The 16,653-nt window shown below is 38.6% G+C and carries 10 protein-coding genes and 1 other annotated feature; of the genes, 2 read left to right on the forward strand and 8 right to left on the reverse strand.

Annotation, left to right across the window (positions count from 1 at the left end; all coding sequences use genetic code 11):
- The first annotated feature begins 6 nt into the window (after positions 1 to 6).
- Positions 7 to 1,566 carry a hypothetical protein gene (locus BANVL01_RS04715; RefSeq protein WP_066090541.1) on the forward strand — a complete coding sequence of 520 codons (1,560 nt, stop codon included), beginning with the start codon at positions 7 to 9 and terminating at the stop codon, positions 1,564 to 1,566.
- Between the two features lie 31 nt (positions 1,567 to 1,597).
- On the opposite strand, the gene BANVL01_RS04720 is transcribed toward BANVL01_RS04715, so the two are convergent.
- The 5 genes from BANVL01_RS04720 to BANVL01_RS04740 all read right to left on the reverse strand — a co-directional run bounded on the left by BANVL01_RS04720 (position 1,598) and on the right by BANVL01_RS04740 (position 12,272).
- Positions 1,598 to 2,518, reverse strand: coding sequence for an ankyrin repeat domain-containing protein (locus BANVL01_RS04720; RefSeq protein ID WP_066090544.1), 921 nt, complete (start codon positions 2,516 to 2,518; stop codon positions 1,598 to 1,600).
- A gap of 70 nt (positions 2,519 to 2,588) precedes the next feature.
- The gene (locus BANVL01_RS04725; protein ID WP_066090547.1) at positions 2,589 to 6,029 is read right to left on the reverse strand and encodes an Ig-like domain-containing protein; all 3,441 of its coding nucleotides are present in this window, start codon (positions 6,027 to 6,029) and stop codon (positions 2,589 to 2,591) included.
- A gap of 178 nt (positions 6,030 to 6,207) precedes the next feature.
- Entirely contained in the window at positions 6,208 to 7,920 is a 1,713-nt protein-coding gene (locus BANVL01_RS04730; protein WP_082804865.1) for a sensor domain-containing diguanylate cyclase, read from the reverse strand.
- A gap of 108 nt (positions 7,921 to 8,028) precedes the next feature.
- Positions 8,029 to 9,351, reverse strand: a complete 1,323-nt coding sequence (locus BANVL01_RS04735) for a bifunctional folylpolyglutamate synthase/dihydrofolate synthase (protein ID WP_066090550.1) — start codon at positions 9,349 to 9,351, stop codon at positions 8,029 to 8,031.
- Between the two features lie 278 nt (positions 9,352 to 9,629).
- A complete protein-coding gene (locus BANVL01_RS04740) occupies positions 9,630 to 12,272 on the reverse strand; it encodes a valine--tRNA ligase (RefSeq protein ID WP_066090553.1) in 2,643 nt (880 codons plus the stop codon).
- A gap of 45 nt (positions 12,273 to 12,317) precedes the next feature.
- Positions 12,318 to 12,557, reverse strand: a binding site (T-box leader).
- 160 nt (positions 12,558 to 12,717) lie between these two features.
- Here BANVL01_RS04740 and BANVL01_RS04745 point away from each other — a divergent pair.
- Positions 12,718 to 12,909 (forward strand): YszA family small membrane protein, encoded by a 192-nt coding sequence (locus BANVL01_RS04745; protein WP_024026830.1) that lies wholly within the window; start codon positions 12,718 to 12,720, stop codon positions 12,907 to 12,909.
- A 16-nt stretch (positions 12,910 to 12,925) separates the two neighbouring features.
- Here BANVL01_RS04745 and ysxE read toward each other — a convergent pair whose 3' ends face one another.
- The 3 genes from ysxE to BANVL01_RS04760 all read right to left on the reverse strand — a co-directional run bounded on the left by ysxE (position 12,926) and on the right by BANVL01_RS04760 (position 16,556).
- Positions 12,926 to 13,969: a spore coat protein YsxE gene (ysxE, locus tag BANVL01_RS04750; protein WP_066090556.1), complete on the reverse strand. Its 1,044-nt coding sequence runs from the start codon at positions 13,967 to 13,969 to the stop codon at positions 12,926 to 12,928.
- 92 nt (positions 13,970 to 14,061) lie between these two features.
- The gene (spoVID, locus tag BANVL01_RS04755) at positions 14,062 to 15,159 is read right to left on the reverse strand and encodes a stage VI sporulation protein D (RefSeq protein ID WP_268874909.1); all 1,098 of its coding nucleotides are present in this window, start codon (positions 15,157 to 15,159) and stop codon (positions 14,062 to 14,064) included.
- Between the two features lie 182 nt (positions 15,160 to 15,341).
- Positions 15,342 to 16,556 carry a serine hydrolase domain-containing protein gene (locus BANVL01_RS04760; RefSeq protein ID WP_066090562.1) on the reverse strand — a complete coding sequence of 405 codons (1,215 nt, stop codon included), beginning with the start codon at positions 16,554 to 16,556 and terminating at the stop codon, positions 15,342 to 15,344.
- Between the last annotated feature and the right edge of the window lie 97 nt (positions 16,557 to 16,653).

Here is a 16,653-nt window from a genome sequence, read left to right on the forward strand (position 1 = left end):
GATTAGATGATAAAAAATGAAAAAGGCTCTACTCTTCTAGTTGTTCTGTTGATGATTTTAGTCTTCACAATATTAGGATTGACAATCTTATCCGCTAGTATTGGTGGGGCTAAACGAACGGAGATTAGAAAAGAAAGTATTGTCGAAAATCTAGACGCCATAAGAACTCTCAATGAGGCAGCCGCCTACATTAAAAAAACAATTAAACTTGAATATACACCTGAGATGTCTATTGAAGACTACAACCAAATGATAACAGATAAAATTCTAAATAATCCATTAGATTATCAAATAACAAATGATAGACCAGATTTAAAGGATTTCACAAGAGTACTATTGGTTAGTAGCAAAGCTCCAAACGGTCAAAGTTACAGTCAAACAGTCTATATTACACCGATGCCAAGCTTTCTAAAATATGCGATTGGATCACGGGATGTTTTAACCATCAACGGTTCTCTTTATTTAAAAGAAGGAAATATTTATGCGAATAATAAAATTGAAATTAGTAATCAAGCAAGATATGTATATAATAACGTTTCAAAAACAGTGAATACTACCTTTCCTTCAGTATTTAATAAAGACAGTAATTTTCTTTTTCTTGAAAACGAGAATATCAATTTTTGCAATAATAAATGCTATGATGGATCAACTAAAAATACTTTTTTACCACTGGAAATAAGTAAGATAAATCAAGTTTTTGATCCAACGGCTCCCACCTATTCAAAGGAAAATACAGAGTTTGTTGAGGTAGATATTATCAAAACCTTTATTGAAAAGCTGAAAAACAGTGGTATTATTGATCCTAGCCTTAATACCTCCAATATGTCGAACAAAAAATTATTAGAACTAGTAGCTTCTTCTATAGGTACTTTTAATGAAGGGAATAATGCTGTACAGATTCTCAAATCTTTTAATAAGATTGAAGGTAACTCATCTGCAAAGAGTTACTTATATAATAGTAATGCCTTTATAGATACAAACAACCTAACCATTGATAAATCAAAATGGCTGGTCATTAATGGAGATGCCTATTTTGAAAATATCGGAAATGAAAAAATGAACGTTTCTGCTAATATACTTGTCACTGGTAATGTAAGCATAAAAGGAAAGATTGCTTTTAATTCAACCATGTATGTATTGGGCAATACAGAAATCAATAATGTTGATATATCTGGATTAGATTCTGGCGAGCTAATATTAATGACTCAGAGAAACTTAGAAATTGCCAGATTGAATAAATTTCAGAATCCGGATAGTTCCAATCTTGACCATGTAGATTCCATTAAAGCATTTCTATATACAAATTCAGATGCTGTGGTTTATGCAATAGGATCTTATATTAATATTGATGGTGGACTTTTTGCACATGGAAATTTAGAGGTGAATGCGTTTCGTGGAACGGTACCGGGTGCTGACAGTACGGATTTAACATTTGTATCAAAGAGTGATGAAAAGGCTTCCCGACTAATAATTAAAAATAATAAAAAGCTTTTTATTAATCAAGCACAAGGTCTTCCAAAAGTAGATCAACTGGAAGTATTAACTGATTTAATGAAAAAAAACTAAGCTAAAGCCGATAAGGAATCATCCTTATCGGCTATTTTAGTAACTTGATAATTTCTTCATGATTCCAGTGCAAGGCATATTCTAATGCCGTTTTTCCTTCACTACTTTTCAATGATGGATCAGCCCCGTTATTTAGCAACATTTTTACTATGTCTGTATATCCATATTCTGCTGCTATAATCAAGGCAGTTTTACCCACGGCATTTTTATCATTAAGCCCTTCTTTACTTTCAAGAAGAAGATTGTCAACGATGTCTTTTCTTCCATTCATCGCTGCACTGTAGAATATATTATTTCCCTCATTGTCTTTATCTAAATTTTCATTATGATATTGATATAAAAGTTGGACTGCCTCTAAATTTCCAGCCTTTGCAGCAATCAATAACGGTGTTTCTTTTGCCTTATTTCTTCCTGTTGGCTCACTTCCAAGACCGATAATATACTTTATTATTTCTGGGTGACCTTTCAATGCAGCTATATGTAATGTCGTGTTACCTAATTCATTAGTGGCATTGATGTTATTTAATTTATTCTTGCTTGCGATTTTTAATAATGTCTTATAAGAATTTAGTTCCTTTTGATATTCTGGACCTTCTTCAGATACTTGGTAATCATACATATTGGCGACAATTTGCACAAATAAGGGTGTGGAAGATTTATCGTTAATTTTGGCACCATTTTCCAATAGAAGAATAGCTGATTCTAGTGAACGATCATTCAACGCTGTTTCAAACGGTGTAAAGCCTTCGTTTGAGATAAAATTAAGTGGGTATTTATTTTTGATAAATTTGTTGATTTTATTTGTATCATTATTATCAATCGCACTGATGATATCATTTTGCTTCTCTTCCTCTGATTTTCCTTGAAACCATCCAGCTTTATTGATGAGCAGAATGGCGAACACGATCACTAATATGATTCCGATAAGAACTAGCCATTTTGTCTTTTTCACTTTGAGGGCTCCTTTTTAGGGGTGGAATGCTGAGAAGCCATAACAACTGTTATGGCTTCTCACTATTCAATTAATATTTGTCATTATCTCCAGCACCAGTACCTGGTTCAATAACATTTACCTTTAATATTGCTGAATACGGTTTACCGTTTTCATCTTGAACCGTGATAGTAATACTAGCCTTCCCTATACGTTTCGCTAAAATATTTCCATTTGAATCAACATCCAGAATATACGTATCGGATGAATCAAGTGTAATTCCATCTTTTATATTCGTTGCATCTCCAGGATGGTATACGAGGAAGTTTTTAATATTTTTACTATTATCACCCTTGGTAATATCGATTTCAGGTGGGCTTGTCTCAATACCAGTCAATGGAGAGCCAACAACAACTGTGACTGTTGTTTTTGCTCTGCCGTCATCCGCCGCTGAAATTTCAATAGTAGCTGTACCTGTTGATTTCCCGATGACCTTACCATTTTCTAACATTTGAACGATAGAAGGATTAAGTGATCTCCAAATTAAATTTTTATTAGTAGCATTCTCAGGCTCTATTTTTACTCCAAAAATAAATTCTTCAAATTTATTTAACTTTTTGAAGCTTGGATCAACGATAATTTCGCTAACAAGAATATTATTAACCGTTAATCTAGCACTTTTGCTGATAACATCCCCATTGGAATTTATTCCACTAACCCTTAGTTTCGTTGTACCAGGTTTAAGAGCTGTAAGTTTAAATTTATCTTTATCAATGGAGGCTAAGCTTGGTTCATCAAGGACAATGGAGAGACCATATTTAGCATCAGCAGGCGTGATGGTTATTGGCAAGTCCTTCGTGTCCCCAACATTCATCGTGATATCATTTACGAGAATATTTTCAACAGCAATCCTAACTGTAACATATGTGGAAGCAACTTTTACATTACCAAAGACATCTGTTACTCTAACATTAACGTACCCATCTCCTAAATCCTTTGCAGTAACTACTCCCGAATCTGCGTCAATGGTAAATATTGAATTATTTGTTACCGACCACTTAATTTCCTTTATTCCAACGTTTTCCGGAAGAACTTTCAAATCAAGGGCAAAGTTTTTTGGCATCCCTTTATTTAATACCACATTTTCAGGCATTTGAATACTAGTGACTTCATAATCTGATCGTACTGTAACAGTATTAAATTGAAGTTCTTTCGTACTATTATCAATATCCTTATAAGTAAGTTTTGCATTATTAAAGATAAACTGACCTTTGGTTTTTGGAATTACAGAAATCGCAAAATTTACCGGCGAAGCTATATACTTATCACCAATCTTTTTATAGGTGATCGAAGCTAGATTGCCAGTGACTGTGTATCCAGTTGATAAATTACCTGTTTTAGTAAAGTCACTTGATAATGGTAATACAAGCTCAATATTTGGAGGAAATGTTTCGGTATAGGTTACATTTGATAATATTGCATTGGAACCTAACGTTTGCGCAGCGACACCACTTATTTCCTTAGGGTTAATAGCATAATTTAGCTTAATATCCTTATTTACAGGAATAATTTCATTTGTCGATGCACTTCTACTTACCTCAAGATTTGCGTTGATCTTGACCATGGCAAGGTTCAACACTTTTTCTGATTTTGCTCCACTTTTATCTGTCGCTTCAATTCTTAAAATTGCATTTCCACCGTTTGGCATACCATGGTCAATTGATTGAACAATTGTAGAGCCATTTGTCACATTATCCTGTGAATACACCTGTTTTTCATTTAAAAAAACCTTTGTTGAAACAAATTTGTCCTTTAAATCAAAATCCTGGATATTATAAGACAATTCAATTTTTTGATGTGCAGGAATTTTATCGCCGTTTCCTGGTGTATTGACTGTAATTACAGGAGCGTGATTGGATCCTAAGAAAGCTCGATACATGGTGTTAACAAATAGTCGTTGTTCGTCATCAGGGAAATTACTATTGGTATGTCCTGTCCCTGAATATGTGATGTTCCCCTTAGAATAAGTATAATAGTGATTCCAACTATCGTTTATATCACGACTACTTCCAGTTATATTATACCAAGGTGTAACATCAGAGTCTTCTAAATCTAAGGTATAGTACTGATTATGAGTAGTATTTATCGCAATATTTGAGCCCAATTGATAGGGGTATTTTGTTATTAATCCTTCATTAACCTTAATCGTTGTTTTGGAAGTATTGGGCGCATTTAAGCCAAGATTCGTTTGCGGGGGCTTCTGACCCGTATCATTCATAAAATTAGTTACCCAATTGTTACCTGAATCATATATCGTATCATGTGTGAATAATATACTTTGCTTCGTATCTATAAATTTTCTTACTGATCCAACAGCATTCACATTAATAGCCGCTTTGTTGTACTCGTCTTTAAATCCAAAAACAAGCATATCGTATTTTCCATTAATGTTTTCATGTGAATATGTAGCATTCGCTTCTGTTTTGCTCTTATTGAATTGTGCCATATCCGTCACATCAATGTTAATTTGATACTTATCAGTACTTAGATACTTTTGATTCATATTAGTTTCGGTTTTTAGACTACTTCCGTCATTACTTCCACTTTGGACCTGTAGAACATTAACCACTACCTGTTGATCTGTAAAATTGATTGTTCCCTTTTGATAATCCTTCAGATTTGTTCCTATATCAGTAACTTCAAGCTTCCAATTTCGAATCCCACTATAGCCTCTTGGCAATACATAACTAATCGAATCGGTGGTATTCGTTATTTGCTTTTCAAGAACTATTTCTGACGGATCATATCTATCATTGAAATCCGAATCAATAAATAAACTAGCAAGCAAATTCTTAGACTGGATATTGGTAAGCATTTTTATAGTAAATTGAAGATTGTCACCTGGCTTATATTCTTGGCTTAATTCTGATGGTTTAGCAGTTAAATCAAATCTTGGGCGCAATAAGTACTTATTCCCGTTAATAAAACTGTTTAATGCTGTTGCTGCGTTTGCATGATTGCTAGTATAAAATAGCACATTTTCTTTCGCAGAAAACTTACCATTAAATTGTGTCTGAAGGTTTCCACCATTTTTTATACTGGTATTTCCAAGTATAACTGGCTGTCCCTTATTAATAAAATCTTTTATAATTTCGTCTGCTTTTAACTTAGAAATATCATTCATTATATTCGTTGTGGCATGGGCGGATGTACGGTTATTCCCATTTTCTGCAAGCAATTGAGGTACAGTCTTAGTAGAGTAGGCACCTCCATCTGGGATCGCTATGATATCATATTTCCCAGCAAGTTCCTCTCTAGAAGCGACAAATTTCTTCATCGTTACCGTTTCAACAGAATAATTGTTGTTCCCGCTATCTAATATGGTTTTAGTTAATTTTGAAGAACCAACATCCACAATCTCTAACACTTTGAGATTAGGTTTTGGTGGAGTATCTGCTTTCACATAGGACGTCTGAATTACAGAACCGAATAAAAGAAATACCACTGAAATTGTTGAAAAAAAACGTTTCATTTATTATCCCCCCTCTTACTTCCTCATTAATCTATCTTATCTGTCAATTTTCTATGTCTTTTTTACTATTATAGCAAATTTCCTAGCAATAACTACAGAATAAATTATGAAATTAATATTCTTCCTTATTAAAAAAGGACAATAAAAAGGCAAAAACCCTATTCCAGATTTTTGCCTTTTATTTTACATATTCCGCGACCCGATTCCTCCCAGCCCTTTTCGCCCCCACATAAAGAGCTCGATCGGCGTGGCGAATCAATGCAAGTGCATCTTCGGCGTCCTCTGGTGCGGTTGCGACTCCAATCGAAGCGGTAATCCTCACCTGCTGCTGTTTTTGATCTAACGACTGCTGAAGGGTAAACGGCCAGTTCGCAACTGACTGCCTAATGTGCTCAGCCATTTGATAGGCTTCTTCCTTTGAGGTATCGGGTAATAGCACGACGAATTCCTCGCCTCCGTATCGAGCCACAGTCCCGCGGGCGCCTACCAGCTTACTCACTCTGTTTGCTAGCTCGATAAGGATTTCATTACCGCTTTGGTGGCCATAGGTGTCGTTTACCTCTTTAAAATGGTCGATATCAAGGATGATTAATGAGAGCGTCTCGCGTTCGAAGCCAGTCATTTTCTCAAACTCTTCAGTTAACATGTTCTCAAAATAGCGGTAATTATATAATTTTGTTAACGCGCAGCGTTCACTTTGCCTTTTGGTTTGTTCATAATGCCTGGCGTTTTCCATAGCAACGGCAAAATGGGAGCAGAGGATATCGATTATCATATGCTGAAATTTTTCATAGGCCCGCTTCTTCTTTGACGCCAGTAATAATACGCCAGTTACTTTTTTACTGCTTACGATTGGGACGCAAAGAATACTTTCGACATCGCTCGGGATATAGCCGCTGACAAGACCTCGCCACTCCATCTTTGCAGAGAATAGAAAAGCTTTCCGTTTCGCCCAAACCATACCGCTAATACCTTCGTTCTTTTTCAATGGTTTGACGTCATTGGCCATTACAGTACCGCTTTCAATCCGGCGAATTAATTTAAGCTCGTCTCCTGAGACTTCAAGGATATAGGCATAATCAACAGGCAGCATTTCACTAAGCTTCTGAATAAACAAGTGAATGACATCGTTAACATTCAGGCGTTCGGCTAATTGATGACCAATTTCCGCGGCCTTTTGTAAGTATGCGTTTATCTTTTGACTTGAATAGTAAAGATTAAACACTATGGACAAACTTACAAATGGAATTCCGACAAACACGATAGCTAGTATTCCCACCTGTTTGTATAAAATGTACAGCATAATCCCAATCGGCAACGTGATTAACGTGGTAATCGTTTCGACAAAGAAGTCCTTGCCAAAATAGGACTCTTTCCTTTTATAAATAAAAAAGAGATTAAAAGAAATGATGATTTGATTTAATAGATAACTTAACACGGCATAGACAACAGCCAGCATAAGTGCATGCCTATCGTGAGACAAGCTAGAACCCGTTTCGCCGCCAATTAAGAAATAAATAATCCCGCTGACAAAAGAAACAATAAAGAACATAATTAAATTCAGCGGCAGACGAAATAGTTGACCATTTTTCAGGATCCTAAGTCGTACAAGTAAACTAATAACCGCTGCCTGGGCAAAGAGGATTTCGACGAATAAGCCGAATTTTAAAAAGGTCGCAAGTGCCACCCATTGAATGAGAAAGATAAACATATCATTGATGACAATTGGCATCGACGCAACAGCTAGTGTTAACAGTAAAAACGCCAAAATATCTACCCAATTGCCGGTGAAGTGAGGGGGATAATGGATATAGGTATACCATAAACCGGCTGGAACCAGCAAAAACCAAACTAGAAAAATTGTTTTTTGCACTTGTGGCTTGACAGGCATTTGACTCTCCCCCTCCTTCTAATCCGTTGTGGCGGCGCTCCGCCCTTTTTCGAAATCATTTATCGTTAATTCAAGATAATCTAATATTATCAAAAAATAGGCGGCTTGTCATAGAGAAATCGTCTTATTTTTCAAATATTTACATAAATGAGGTTTAACCTCCGAAATAAAATAGAGAGAACCGGTAATTACTACCATGTCTTTCGTATCTATGTTATAAATTTCTTCTAACAAATAGCTCTTCCAGTTGTCGACCGCCAGTTTGTTCGCTGATTGGCTGATTTGCAGCAAATCCTCGGCATTTGCGGCGCGGGGAAAATCAAAGCTGACAAACGTGATTTGATGAGCAATTTTGTCGAGCTTGGCGATCATTTTGTCGAGCTTTTTGTCCTTTAAGGCCGCAAACACAATCTGGATGTGACGATCCGGGTAACGGGTTGATAGTTCTTGGACTAGGGCTGTAACGCCTTCGTCATTATGGGCCCCATCAATGATGACCAGCGGGTCTTGCGAGAGAATTTCAAATCGCCCCGGCCAGTAGGCCTTTTTTAACCCATCTCGGATTGCTTGGCTGCTAATCGTGAACAAGCCTTTTTGATCTAAAAATTGGGCTGCATTAACCGCGAGTGCCGCATTTTCTGTTTGATGCTGGCCCATCATTCTGATTTCAAGCTCGCTCATGGTTTGTGTTTCCGTTTGTAATGTGAATGCTTCCCCTTTTTCAAGCGATTCATGAGCACTAATGGAAAACTCCTGATTTAAGCGGAAAATAGGTGCGGTCTTTTGAGCCGCCTGCTCGATAATTACGTTTAGTGCACCAGGATGTTTGACGGCGGTAAAAACGGGGGTATTATCCTTAATGATTCCCGCTTTTTCAAAAGCGATTTCCTCGTAGGTGTTACCGAGGATGTTCGTGTGATCAAGACCAATATTGGTGATAATCGAAGCTAGCGGATGAAGGATATTGGTGGAATCGAACCGCCCGCCTAAACCTACCTCAAAAATAACGATGTCGACCTTGCTGTTGTTGGCAAAATAATCGAAGGCCATCGCGGTAATGACTTCGAATTCAGTTGGACCGCCAAGCTCTGTTTCCTCCAATTCATCCGCCAATGGACGAATGACATTGGCAAGCTTTAGCAACTCCTCATCTGTAATCGGTTTTCCGTTGACACTTATACGCTCGTTAAACTGCTCGATATATGGCGAGGTAAAGGTTCCAACTGTATAGCCTGACGCTTCGAGAATCGAACGTAGAAAAGTAACCGTTGAGCCTTTTCCATTTGTTCCGCCGATATGGACGGTTTTTATCTTTGTTTCTGGATTGCCAAGCCTGGACATCATCCATTCCATTCGTTTTAATCCTGGTTTAATGCCTAGTCGTAAGCGAGCATGAATCCATTCCAGGGCTTCTTTATAGGTTGAAAACATTTAGTACCGCCCCTTCCGTATTATTTATTGATTCGCTGATAAAAGTTGTAAATTCGCTAATAAATTTCAAAATTCGCTGATAAAATATGCATATTCGCTAATAAACTTCAGAAATTCGCTGATAAAAGTTGTAGATTTCCCGATAAACTACAGAAAACCGCCGAAAAATGACAGTCACCTGTGAAAATGAACCGTCCCGACGGAGTTTTGATCGTTTTTTCAAAAGATTTTCATAAAGGCGAGACGAATCCATGTTGGATTCGCCTCAAACTTTCTGTTTATCCTCTTAATTCGTTAATCCGTGCTTCCACAATGCTTCTTTTTTCGGAATAGTCCTTTTCCTTTGCACGTTCTTCAGCAACAACACTCTCCGGTGCTTTCTTCATGAAGCCTTGATTGCTTAATTTCTTTTGAACCCTGTCTACTTCTTTATTTAATCGTTCGTATTCTTTTTCAAGACGGGCAATTTCTTCATCGATGTTGATCAAGCCTTCGAGTGGAAGGAAGATTTCTAAGCCGGTTAAAACGGCGGTCATCGCTTTTTCCGGCGATTGAATGTCTGTCCCCATTTGTAATTCTTCCGGGTTACAGAAACGTTCGATATAGCTGCGGTTGTTCTCGACAGCTTTCAGAACCTGTTCATCCTTCGCTTTCACGAGCATTTTGATTTTCTTGCTCATTGGTGTGTTTACTTCAGCACGAATATTTCGTACAGACCGGATCATCTCCATGAGCAGCTTCATTTCACCGGCTGCTTCGTCATCTGAAAACGCAGGATTTACTTCCGGCCATTTCGCTTCGGTAATCGACACGCCATCGTGCGGCAGGTTTTGCCAAATTTCCTCAGTGATGAATGGCATGAACGGATGTAATAAACGCATCGTATTGTCTAACACGTAAGCAAGAATCGAACGAGTCGTTTTCTTTGCCGCTTCATCTTCACCGTATAACGGCAGCTTCGCCATTTCGATATACCAATCACAGAAATCATCCCAGATAAAGTTGTAAAGGGCACGGCCTACTTCGCCGAATTCATAGCGCTCAGAAAGTTTCGTCACATGCTCAATTGTTTCATTTAAGCGTGTTAAAATCCACTTATCGGCGACAGACTTTTCACCGCTGAAATCAATTTCCTCGTACGTCATCCCATCCATATTCATTAACGCGAAACGGGAGGCATTCCAAATTTTATTGGCAAAATTCCAGGTTGCTTCTACCTTTTCGGTGCTAAAACGTAAATCCTGACCTGGTGAGCTTCCTGTTGATAGGAAATATCGTAAGGCATCGGCCCCATATTTGTCGATGACATCCATTGGGTCAACACCATTGCCAAGTGATTTACTCATCTTGCGCCCTTGCTCGTCACGAACGAGACCATGGATTAGAACATCTTTAAATGGACGTTCGCCTGTAAACTCAATGCTTTGGAAAATCATTCTCGATACCCAGAAGAAAATGATATCGTAGCCAGTAACAAGTGCGCCTATTGGGAAGTAGCGTTTAAAATCTGCTGCTTCTTTGTTTGGCCAGCCCATTGTTGAAAAAGGCCAAAGTGCTGAACTGAACCATGTATCTAACACATCATTGTCCTGCTCCCAATTTTCAATGTCTGCAGGCGGCTCGTGATCAACGTGTACTTCACCTGTTTCTTTGTGGTACCATGCCGGGATGCGATGGCCCCACCAAAGCTGTCTCGAAATACACCAATCACGGATATTTTCCATCCAGCGCAAGTAGGTTTTTTCAAAACGATCTGGAACGAAATTTACCTTATTTTCTTTTGCTTGAAGGGCAATGGCTTCATTGGCAAGCGGCTGCATTTTTACGAACCATTGGGTTGAAAGGTACGGTTCAACAACAGCGCCGCTTCGTTCAGAGTGGCCAACAGAATGCAAATGGTCTTCAATTTTGAATAGAACGCCTAATTCTTGCAGGTCTTTGACAATTTGCTTACGGCACTCAAAACGGTCTAAGCCTTGGTATTTACCTGCCTTTTCATTCATCGAGCCGTCTTCGTTCATCACGAGAATGCGCTCAAGGTTATGACGGTTGCCGATTTCAAAATCGTTCGGGTCATGGGCTGGCGTGATTTTAACAGCACCTGAACCAAATTCCATATCAACATAATCGTCGCCAACGATTGTGATTTCCCGGCCAACGATTGGCAGAATTACCGTTTTGCCGATTAAATGCTTGTAACGGTCATCTTCCGGATGAACAGCAACAGCTGAATCACCAAGCATTGTTTCTGGACGGGTTGTCGCGATTTCAATGAAACCAGAGCCATCTGCCAGCGGATATTTCATATGATAAAAAGCACCTTGAACGTCTTTGTAGATTACTTCGATATCGGATAGAGCTGTTTTTGTCGACGGATCCCAGTTAATAATATACTCGCCGCGGTATATCAGACCTTTTTTATAAAGGGTTACAAAAACCTCGCGAACGGCATCAGATAAGCCTTCGTCAAGGGTGAAACGCTCACGGCTGTAGTCGAGCCCTAAACCCAGCTTTGACCACTGCGCCCGGATGTGGGAAGCATATTCTTCCTTCCACTTCCACGTTTCCTCGACGAATTTCTCTCTGCCTAGGTCGTAGCGGCTTTTGCCTTCACTGCGCAGTTTTCCTTCAACCTTTGCCTGGGTAGCGATTCCGGCGTGATCCATTCCCGGGAGCCAAAGAACGTCATAGCCCTGCATCCGTTTCATCCTTGTGATAATATCCTGCAAGGTTGTATCCCACGCATGACCTAAATGAAGTTTTCCGGTTACATTCGGCGGCGGGATTACGATGGTGTACGGCTGTTTGCCCTCATCGTCTTTTGCTTCAAAAAACTTACCTTGGAGCCACCAATCATAACGTCCTTTTTCAATCGATTGCGGATCGTATTTAGTTGGCATCGTTAGTTCTTTTGTTTCCATTTACTATTCCTCCTTTTTTCTCCATTAAAAAAACCCCACTCGTCATAAAAGGACGAATGGAGTTTGCTTCGCGGTACCACCTTTTTTCCAATCAAGAAAGATGATTGGCTCTTAAAAAAGGATAACGGATTTGATCCGTCTTCAACTAATAGGATTTGTGACATCCGTTCGCAGAAGAAGCTCATGGGTGACCTTCCGACCGTTCCTCTTAGGAAATCTTTCAGCTATTGATTTCCCTCTCTTGAAGCAGGCTGACATCGTACTCTTCCCTGTCTTTGCTTACGCTAATTAAATTATATAGTTATACTACGAAAAATAAGGCTTGACGTCAATCATGATTACCAAATTTCTTTTAATTTATACGATATGTTATTTTTCAGGGGAATTTATAAATGTTTCGAATATATATAAACAAATGCCAGATTTGAATGGGGAGGTTTTTTAAGTGAGGGGAAATTTCCAAAAATACAAACACCGTCCCTGGTTTAGAACGTTTCGGAGATTTTGCGGACAATTGATTCTGCCTTTTATTATTTTTCAATTCATTCGAACGATGTTTTTACCAACCGTCTTTGATGTTTTATTATTGTCATTCTTTATCGTTATCGCCATTACGATCTATTTCGAAATTATTTAAGGAGCCCATTATGCAGTTAATCACTCTGCTGCTGGGCTCCTTCTTTTGCATACTGCTGCTGAGCTTCGATTTCCGTCATGCGCATAACGACATACTCCGAATTTTTTAAATGCCAATAGTGCTGCTGGAGTTTGCGGACAAATTTCAGCTCATTTCTTGGACGTTGTTTTCGAAAGTAGCTTTCTGCGACTTGGATCACTGGAATCGGATAGGCTAAATAGCTGTAGAATAATAATTTCTCATCTTCTTTAAATGGAAAGTATTTATAGTAATGATAGACCCAGTCAAGGGCCGTATCACTTCGTTTTAGGCTCGTATTTAAGGCGCGTGATAAATACGGGAGGAGATCATGAATAGGTGAACCGTAACGGGCATTTTCGAAATTGATAAAAAAACCGTACCCGCGATCATCAAAGAGAAAATGCTCAGACGATAATTTCCCGTGGGTAATAACCATGCGGGCCTTTTCAAGTTCTTTCGTTTTCTCATACCAGTCTTCAAATTTAGCCTTCGAATAGCGCAGTGCCTGGCTTATTTCGGTATAATACATGCAGTATAACAACTCGAATGGCGACATATACGTCTTTTTTTCACATTCATCGATGAAGCCATCGAGGAATTCCTGATGTTTATCCATTTGCTCTATCGTCTTTTCATAGTGCTCTGTTCGTTCTTCGTTGCTCACCGTGATTTCTTTGGCGGAAAGCGTATGAAGCCGGGCTAATTCCCGGAATAACTGCTGGTTTTTATGCTCGCGGTCTTCCTTATAATCATTCGACATCCATGGCATCAGATAATAGAGATTATTCTCGTGTAAGACTGCATACCTGCCGTCCATTGTCGGATAAATTGGGACAATCCGATTAAAGCCCTTCTGGTAAAGCAGATGAACGTGGCGAATGAAATCCGTACCAATTGTCGGCGCGATTTTTTTCAGGGCAAACGTTCCTTTATTGGAATAGATCTTTTGGACACCACCGTAATCTTCGACAAAATAGGGCTCAACAAGATAATCTTTTAAAATAGGATGAATTGCTTCTAGTCGATTCATTTCACTCATCAGATTTCTACTCTCCTTAAACAGGCCAGAAGTGTGATTAAAAAGGAAGGTGAGCAGGTCAAAGAAACCCGCTCATCTTCTTTTCTAAAAAGTTATTTTTTTGCAAGCGTCGCTGGAATGTATAAAACCTGACCCTCAAAAACATCCTGATTGAGTTCCAGATTATTAACCCTGAGGAGATTTGGAACCGTTACATCATAACGGTCGGCCAGTCCATCAAGGGTATCACCCTTTTGAACGATACATACCTTTACTTTCACTTGGCCTGAGCTTTCATCCTTGCGAGCAAAAAACTCTGTCAACGACATGCTCTTCTTTTTAGTCAGCTTCTTCTTTACCTTTTTAATGATGTCATCAGATGAGGATGAGCTTTCTTCCACAATTGTAACGTCATCTTCGAAGTGCGTATTTGGGATGGACTCTTGTTCAAAGGTTACTTCCTGGTCATGATGGCTGCTTTCACTTCTCGCCTCCTGAAGGTTCCATAATGGCTCGAAGTCTTCTTCCTCATTCACTTCCTGAGGCTGATAGTTGAAGGTTGGGAACTTAGGTAAAACCTCCACACTCTCTTCTTCCTGTTGCTTTCTCGCCTCGACCTCAAATAAGAAGTTTTCTTCATAGGCGCTTTGAACTGTTTCTTGTTCAACAAAGACTTCTTCCTCAGCCGCAAGCGTTTCGGTGCGGTGAAGAACCTCGTATTCCGGCTCCTCTTCTTCTTGTTGCTGCTGTTGTTCAGTTCCGTAAAGGCCGCTGATTGTCAGCTCTGCTGAAAGCTTCAAACAGCTGCGCTCCGGCAGGGAATAATCAAAGGATTCAACGAGGACATCGATATCGTAAATACTTTGAATCCGATTATTCGGAATCGTAATGTCGACTGGGAAACGGTGGGAAAATTCACAGCTTCCTTCCTCTCGTTCTGCCACCCTTTCAACAAACTTTTGCGAGGCAAAGCCTTCATCCTCGCTTTCATCGCTAGCTTCGTAACTTTTATATTCGCCGGTGAGTTCCAGCGAACCACGTATGGTTACGTACTGATCGTTTTCTTGGATGGTGATGTCCGGGTCTAGGGAAATCGAAACAAGTTCTTCGACTTCCTGTCCTTTTCTAAACCACAACGACTCCTCCAAAGAAAATCGCAGGCACGATTGATTCTCCTGGGACAAAGCGACTCCTCCTTTCGTTTCCTTCACGCAAAATCACTATGTCACTTACACTCTATGTGGAACTATTTTTATTTATGATAAAAAAGTGTATGGGGATGGGTGATTCTTCTGATTCGGGGTGGATTCCGCCAAACTGCTTTTCACCCCCGCAAACTAGGTAAATTTAAAAGCCAGTCCGCGGACTGGCTTAGGTCAAATTGTATTTTGATTTATAGGGCACCATCCATGTTGGATGATAGCGGTGAATCCAAGACCATTTGGTATATATCCCTCATAATATTTCCTATTTCAGTAGTCTTAGATCGTGAATTCATTAAGATAACAATTTGCGTTTGATCTTTATCTTTATAATAGGCGTGCATCGAATACCATCCACCCAATACCCCGATACTGAAATAATAATTTTTATCAAAATCATTATAAACACCAAGCGCATACTTGGAGTGCGTCCCTGAAGGGGTAGTCATTTGCACAAGACTATTTTTTGAAATAAGTTCACCATTTAGCAATGCTTGATCAAATTGTGCCATGTCATAAGCGGTTGTATAAATATCCCCACATCCAAATAAGACATAGGGATTAAGAGAATTAGTCGGCTTGTCTTTATCATCTTGTTTCATATAGCCCACCGATGAATAGGGAACAGGATTTTCATGTGTAAAAAATCCTGTTTCCTTTAGAGAAATCTTATTAAAAATATTTTCCTGGATAAATTGATGAAGTGAAATCTCAGAAGTTTTTTCCACGATATATCCTAGAATCATATAGTTTGCATCGAGGTAATCCCATTTTTCACCTGGTTGGAATTTTATTGGTGCTTTTTCAATTTCCTGAACTAAATTTAACGGTGTTTTATCACTTTTCTGCCAGTTTGGTGACCGTATTCCCGAAGTATGAGTTAATAGATGATACAATTTTATTTTATCCCCATTTGGAAAGTTAGCAATATATTTTGAGACCGGATCCTGAATATTTAATAGCTGCCTTTCTTGAAGCATCATAATACTAGTTGAAACGAAGATTTTGGTAATCGATCCGATTGGATAGGTGGTTGAAGCTGTATTCAATGACTTTTCCTCGATATTTGCATACCCTGCACCTTCGTTAAAAAGGATATGTTTTCCCCTTACAACAGCGAAAGTACCGCTTAAGCTATTGGTATTTAAATACTCTCTAATTTTCTGCTGCAGCATTTCTTCATTCTTTTGCGCAAGAGCCGCCTTCTCTTTTTCGCTTTCTTCTTTAATTATACTGGGATCCTTTTTTCCAATCGGTATTTTGTCTTTATTTTTCGGGCTTTCATTTATATTATGAAAATCTTTAGTTGCACTTTCTTTATTTGGAGGGGTGGAATTTTCACAACCGCCCATATAAAAAACAAGAACAACAACTAATAAGAAAACAACGAGATTTTTAACTTTCATCTAGCCTTCCACTCCATCTTCCATTTATCGACAATTTCCATTTCTCCCGTATTTTATAGCATATTGGTATACTTTACAACTATAATTTTTGTAAATA

It is taken from the genome of Neobacillus novalis NBRC 102450 (assembly GCF_001591805.1).
Taxonomy (GTDB): Bacteria; Bacillota; Bacilli; order Bacillales; family Cytobacillaceae; genus Neobacillus; species Neobacillus novalis.

Excerpts from the sequence above, each read along its gene's own strand:
- BANVL01_RS04760 (WP_066090562.1), bottom strand. The coding sequence starts at position 16,556 with ATGAAAGTTAAAAATCTCGTTGTTTTCTTATTAGTTGTTGTTCTTGTT.
- BANVL01_RS04735 (WP_066090550.1), bottom strand. The coding sequence starts at position 9,351 with ATGTTTTCAACCTATAAAGAAGCCCTGGAATGGATTCATGCTCGCTTA.
- ysxE (WP_066090556.1), bottom strand. The coding sequence starts at position 13,969 with ATGAGTGAAATGAATCGACTAGAAGCAATTCATCCTATTTTAAAAGAT.
- BANVL01_RS04715 (WP_066090541.1), top strand. The coding sequence starts at position 7 with ATGATAAAAAATGAAAAAGGCTCTACTCTTCTAGTTGTTCTGTTGATG.
- BANVL01_RS04740 (WP_066090553.1), bottom strand. The coding sequence starts at position 12,272 with ATGGAAACAAAAGAACTAACGATGCCAACTAAATACGATCCGCAATCG.
- BANVL01_RS04730 (WP_082804865.1), bottom strand. The coding sequence starts at position 7,920 with ATGCCTGTCAAGCCACAAGTGCAAAAAACAATTTTTCTAGTTTGGTTT.
- BANVL01_RS04725 (WP_066090547.1), bottom strand. The coding sequence starts at position 6,029 with ATGAAACGTTTTTTTTCAACAATTTCAGTGGTATTTCTTTTATTCGGT.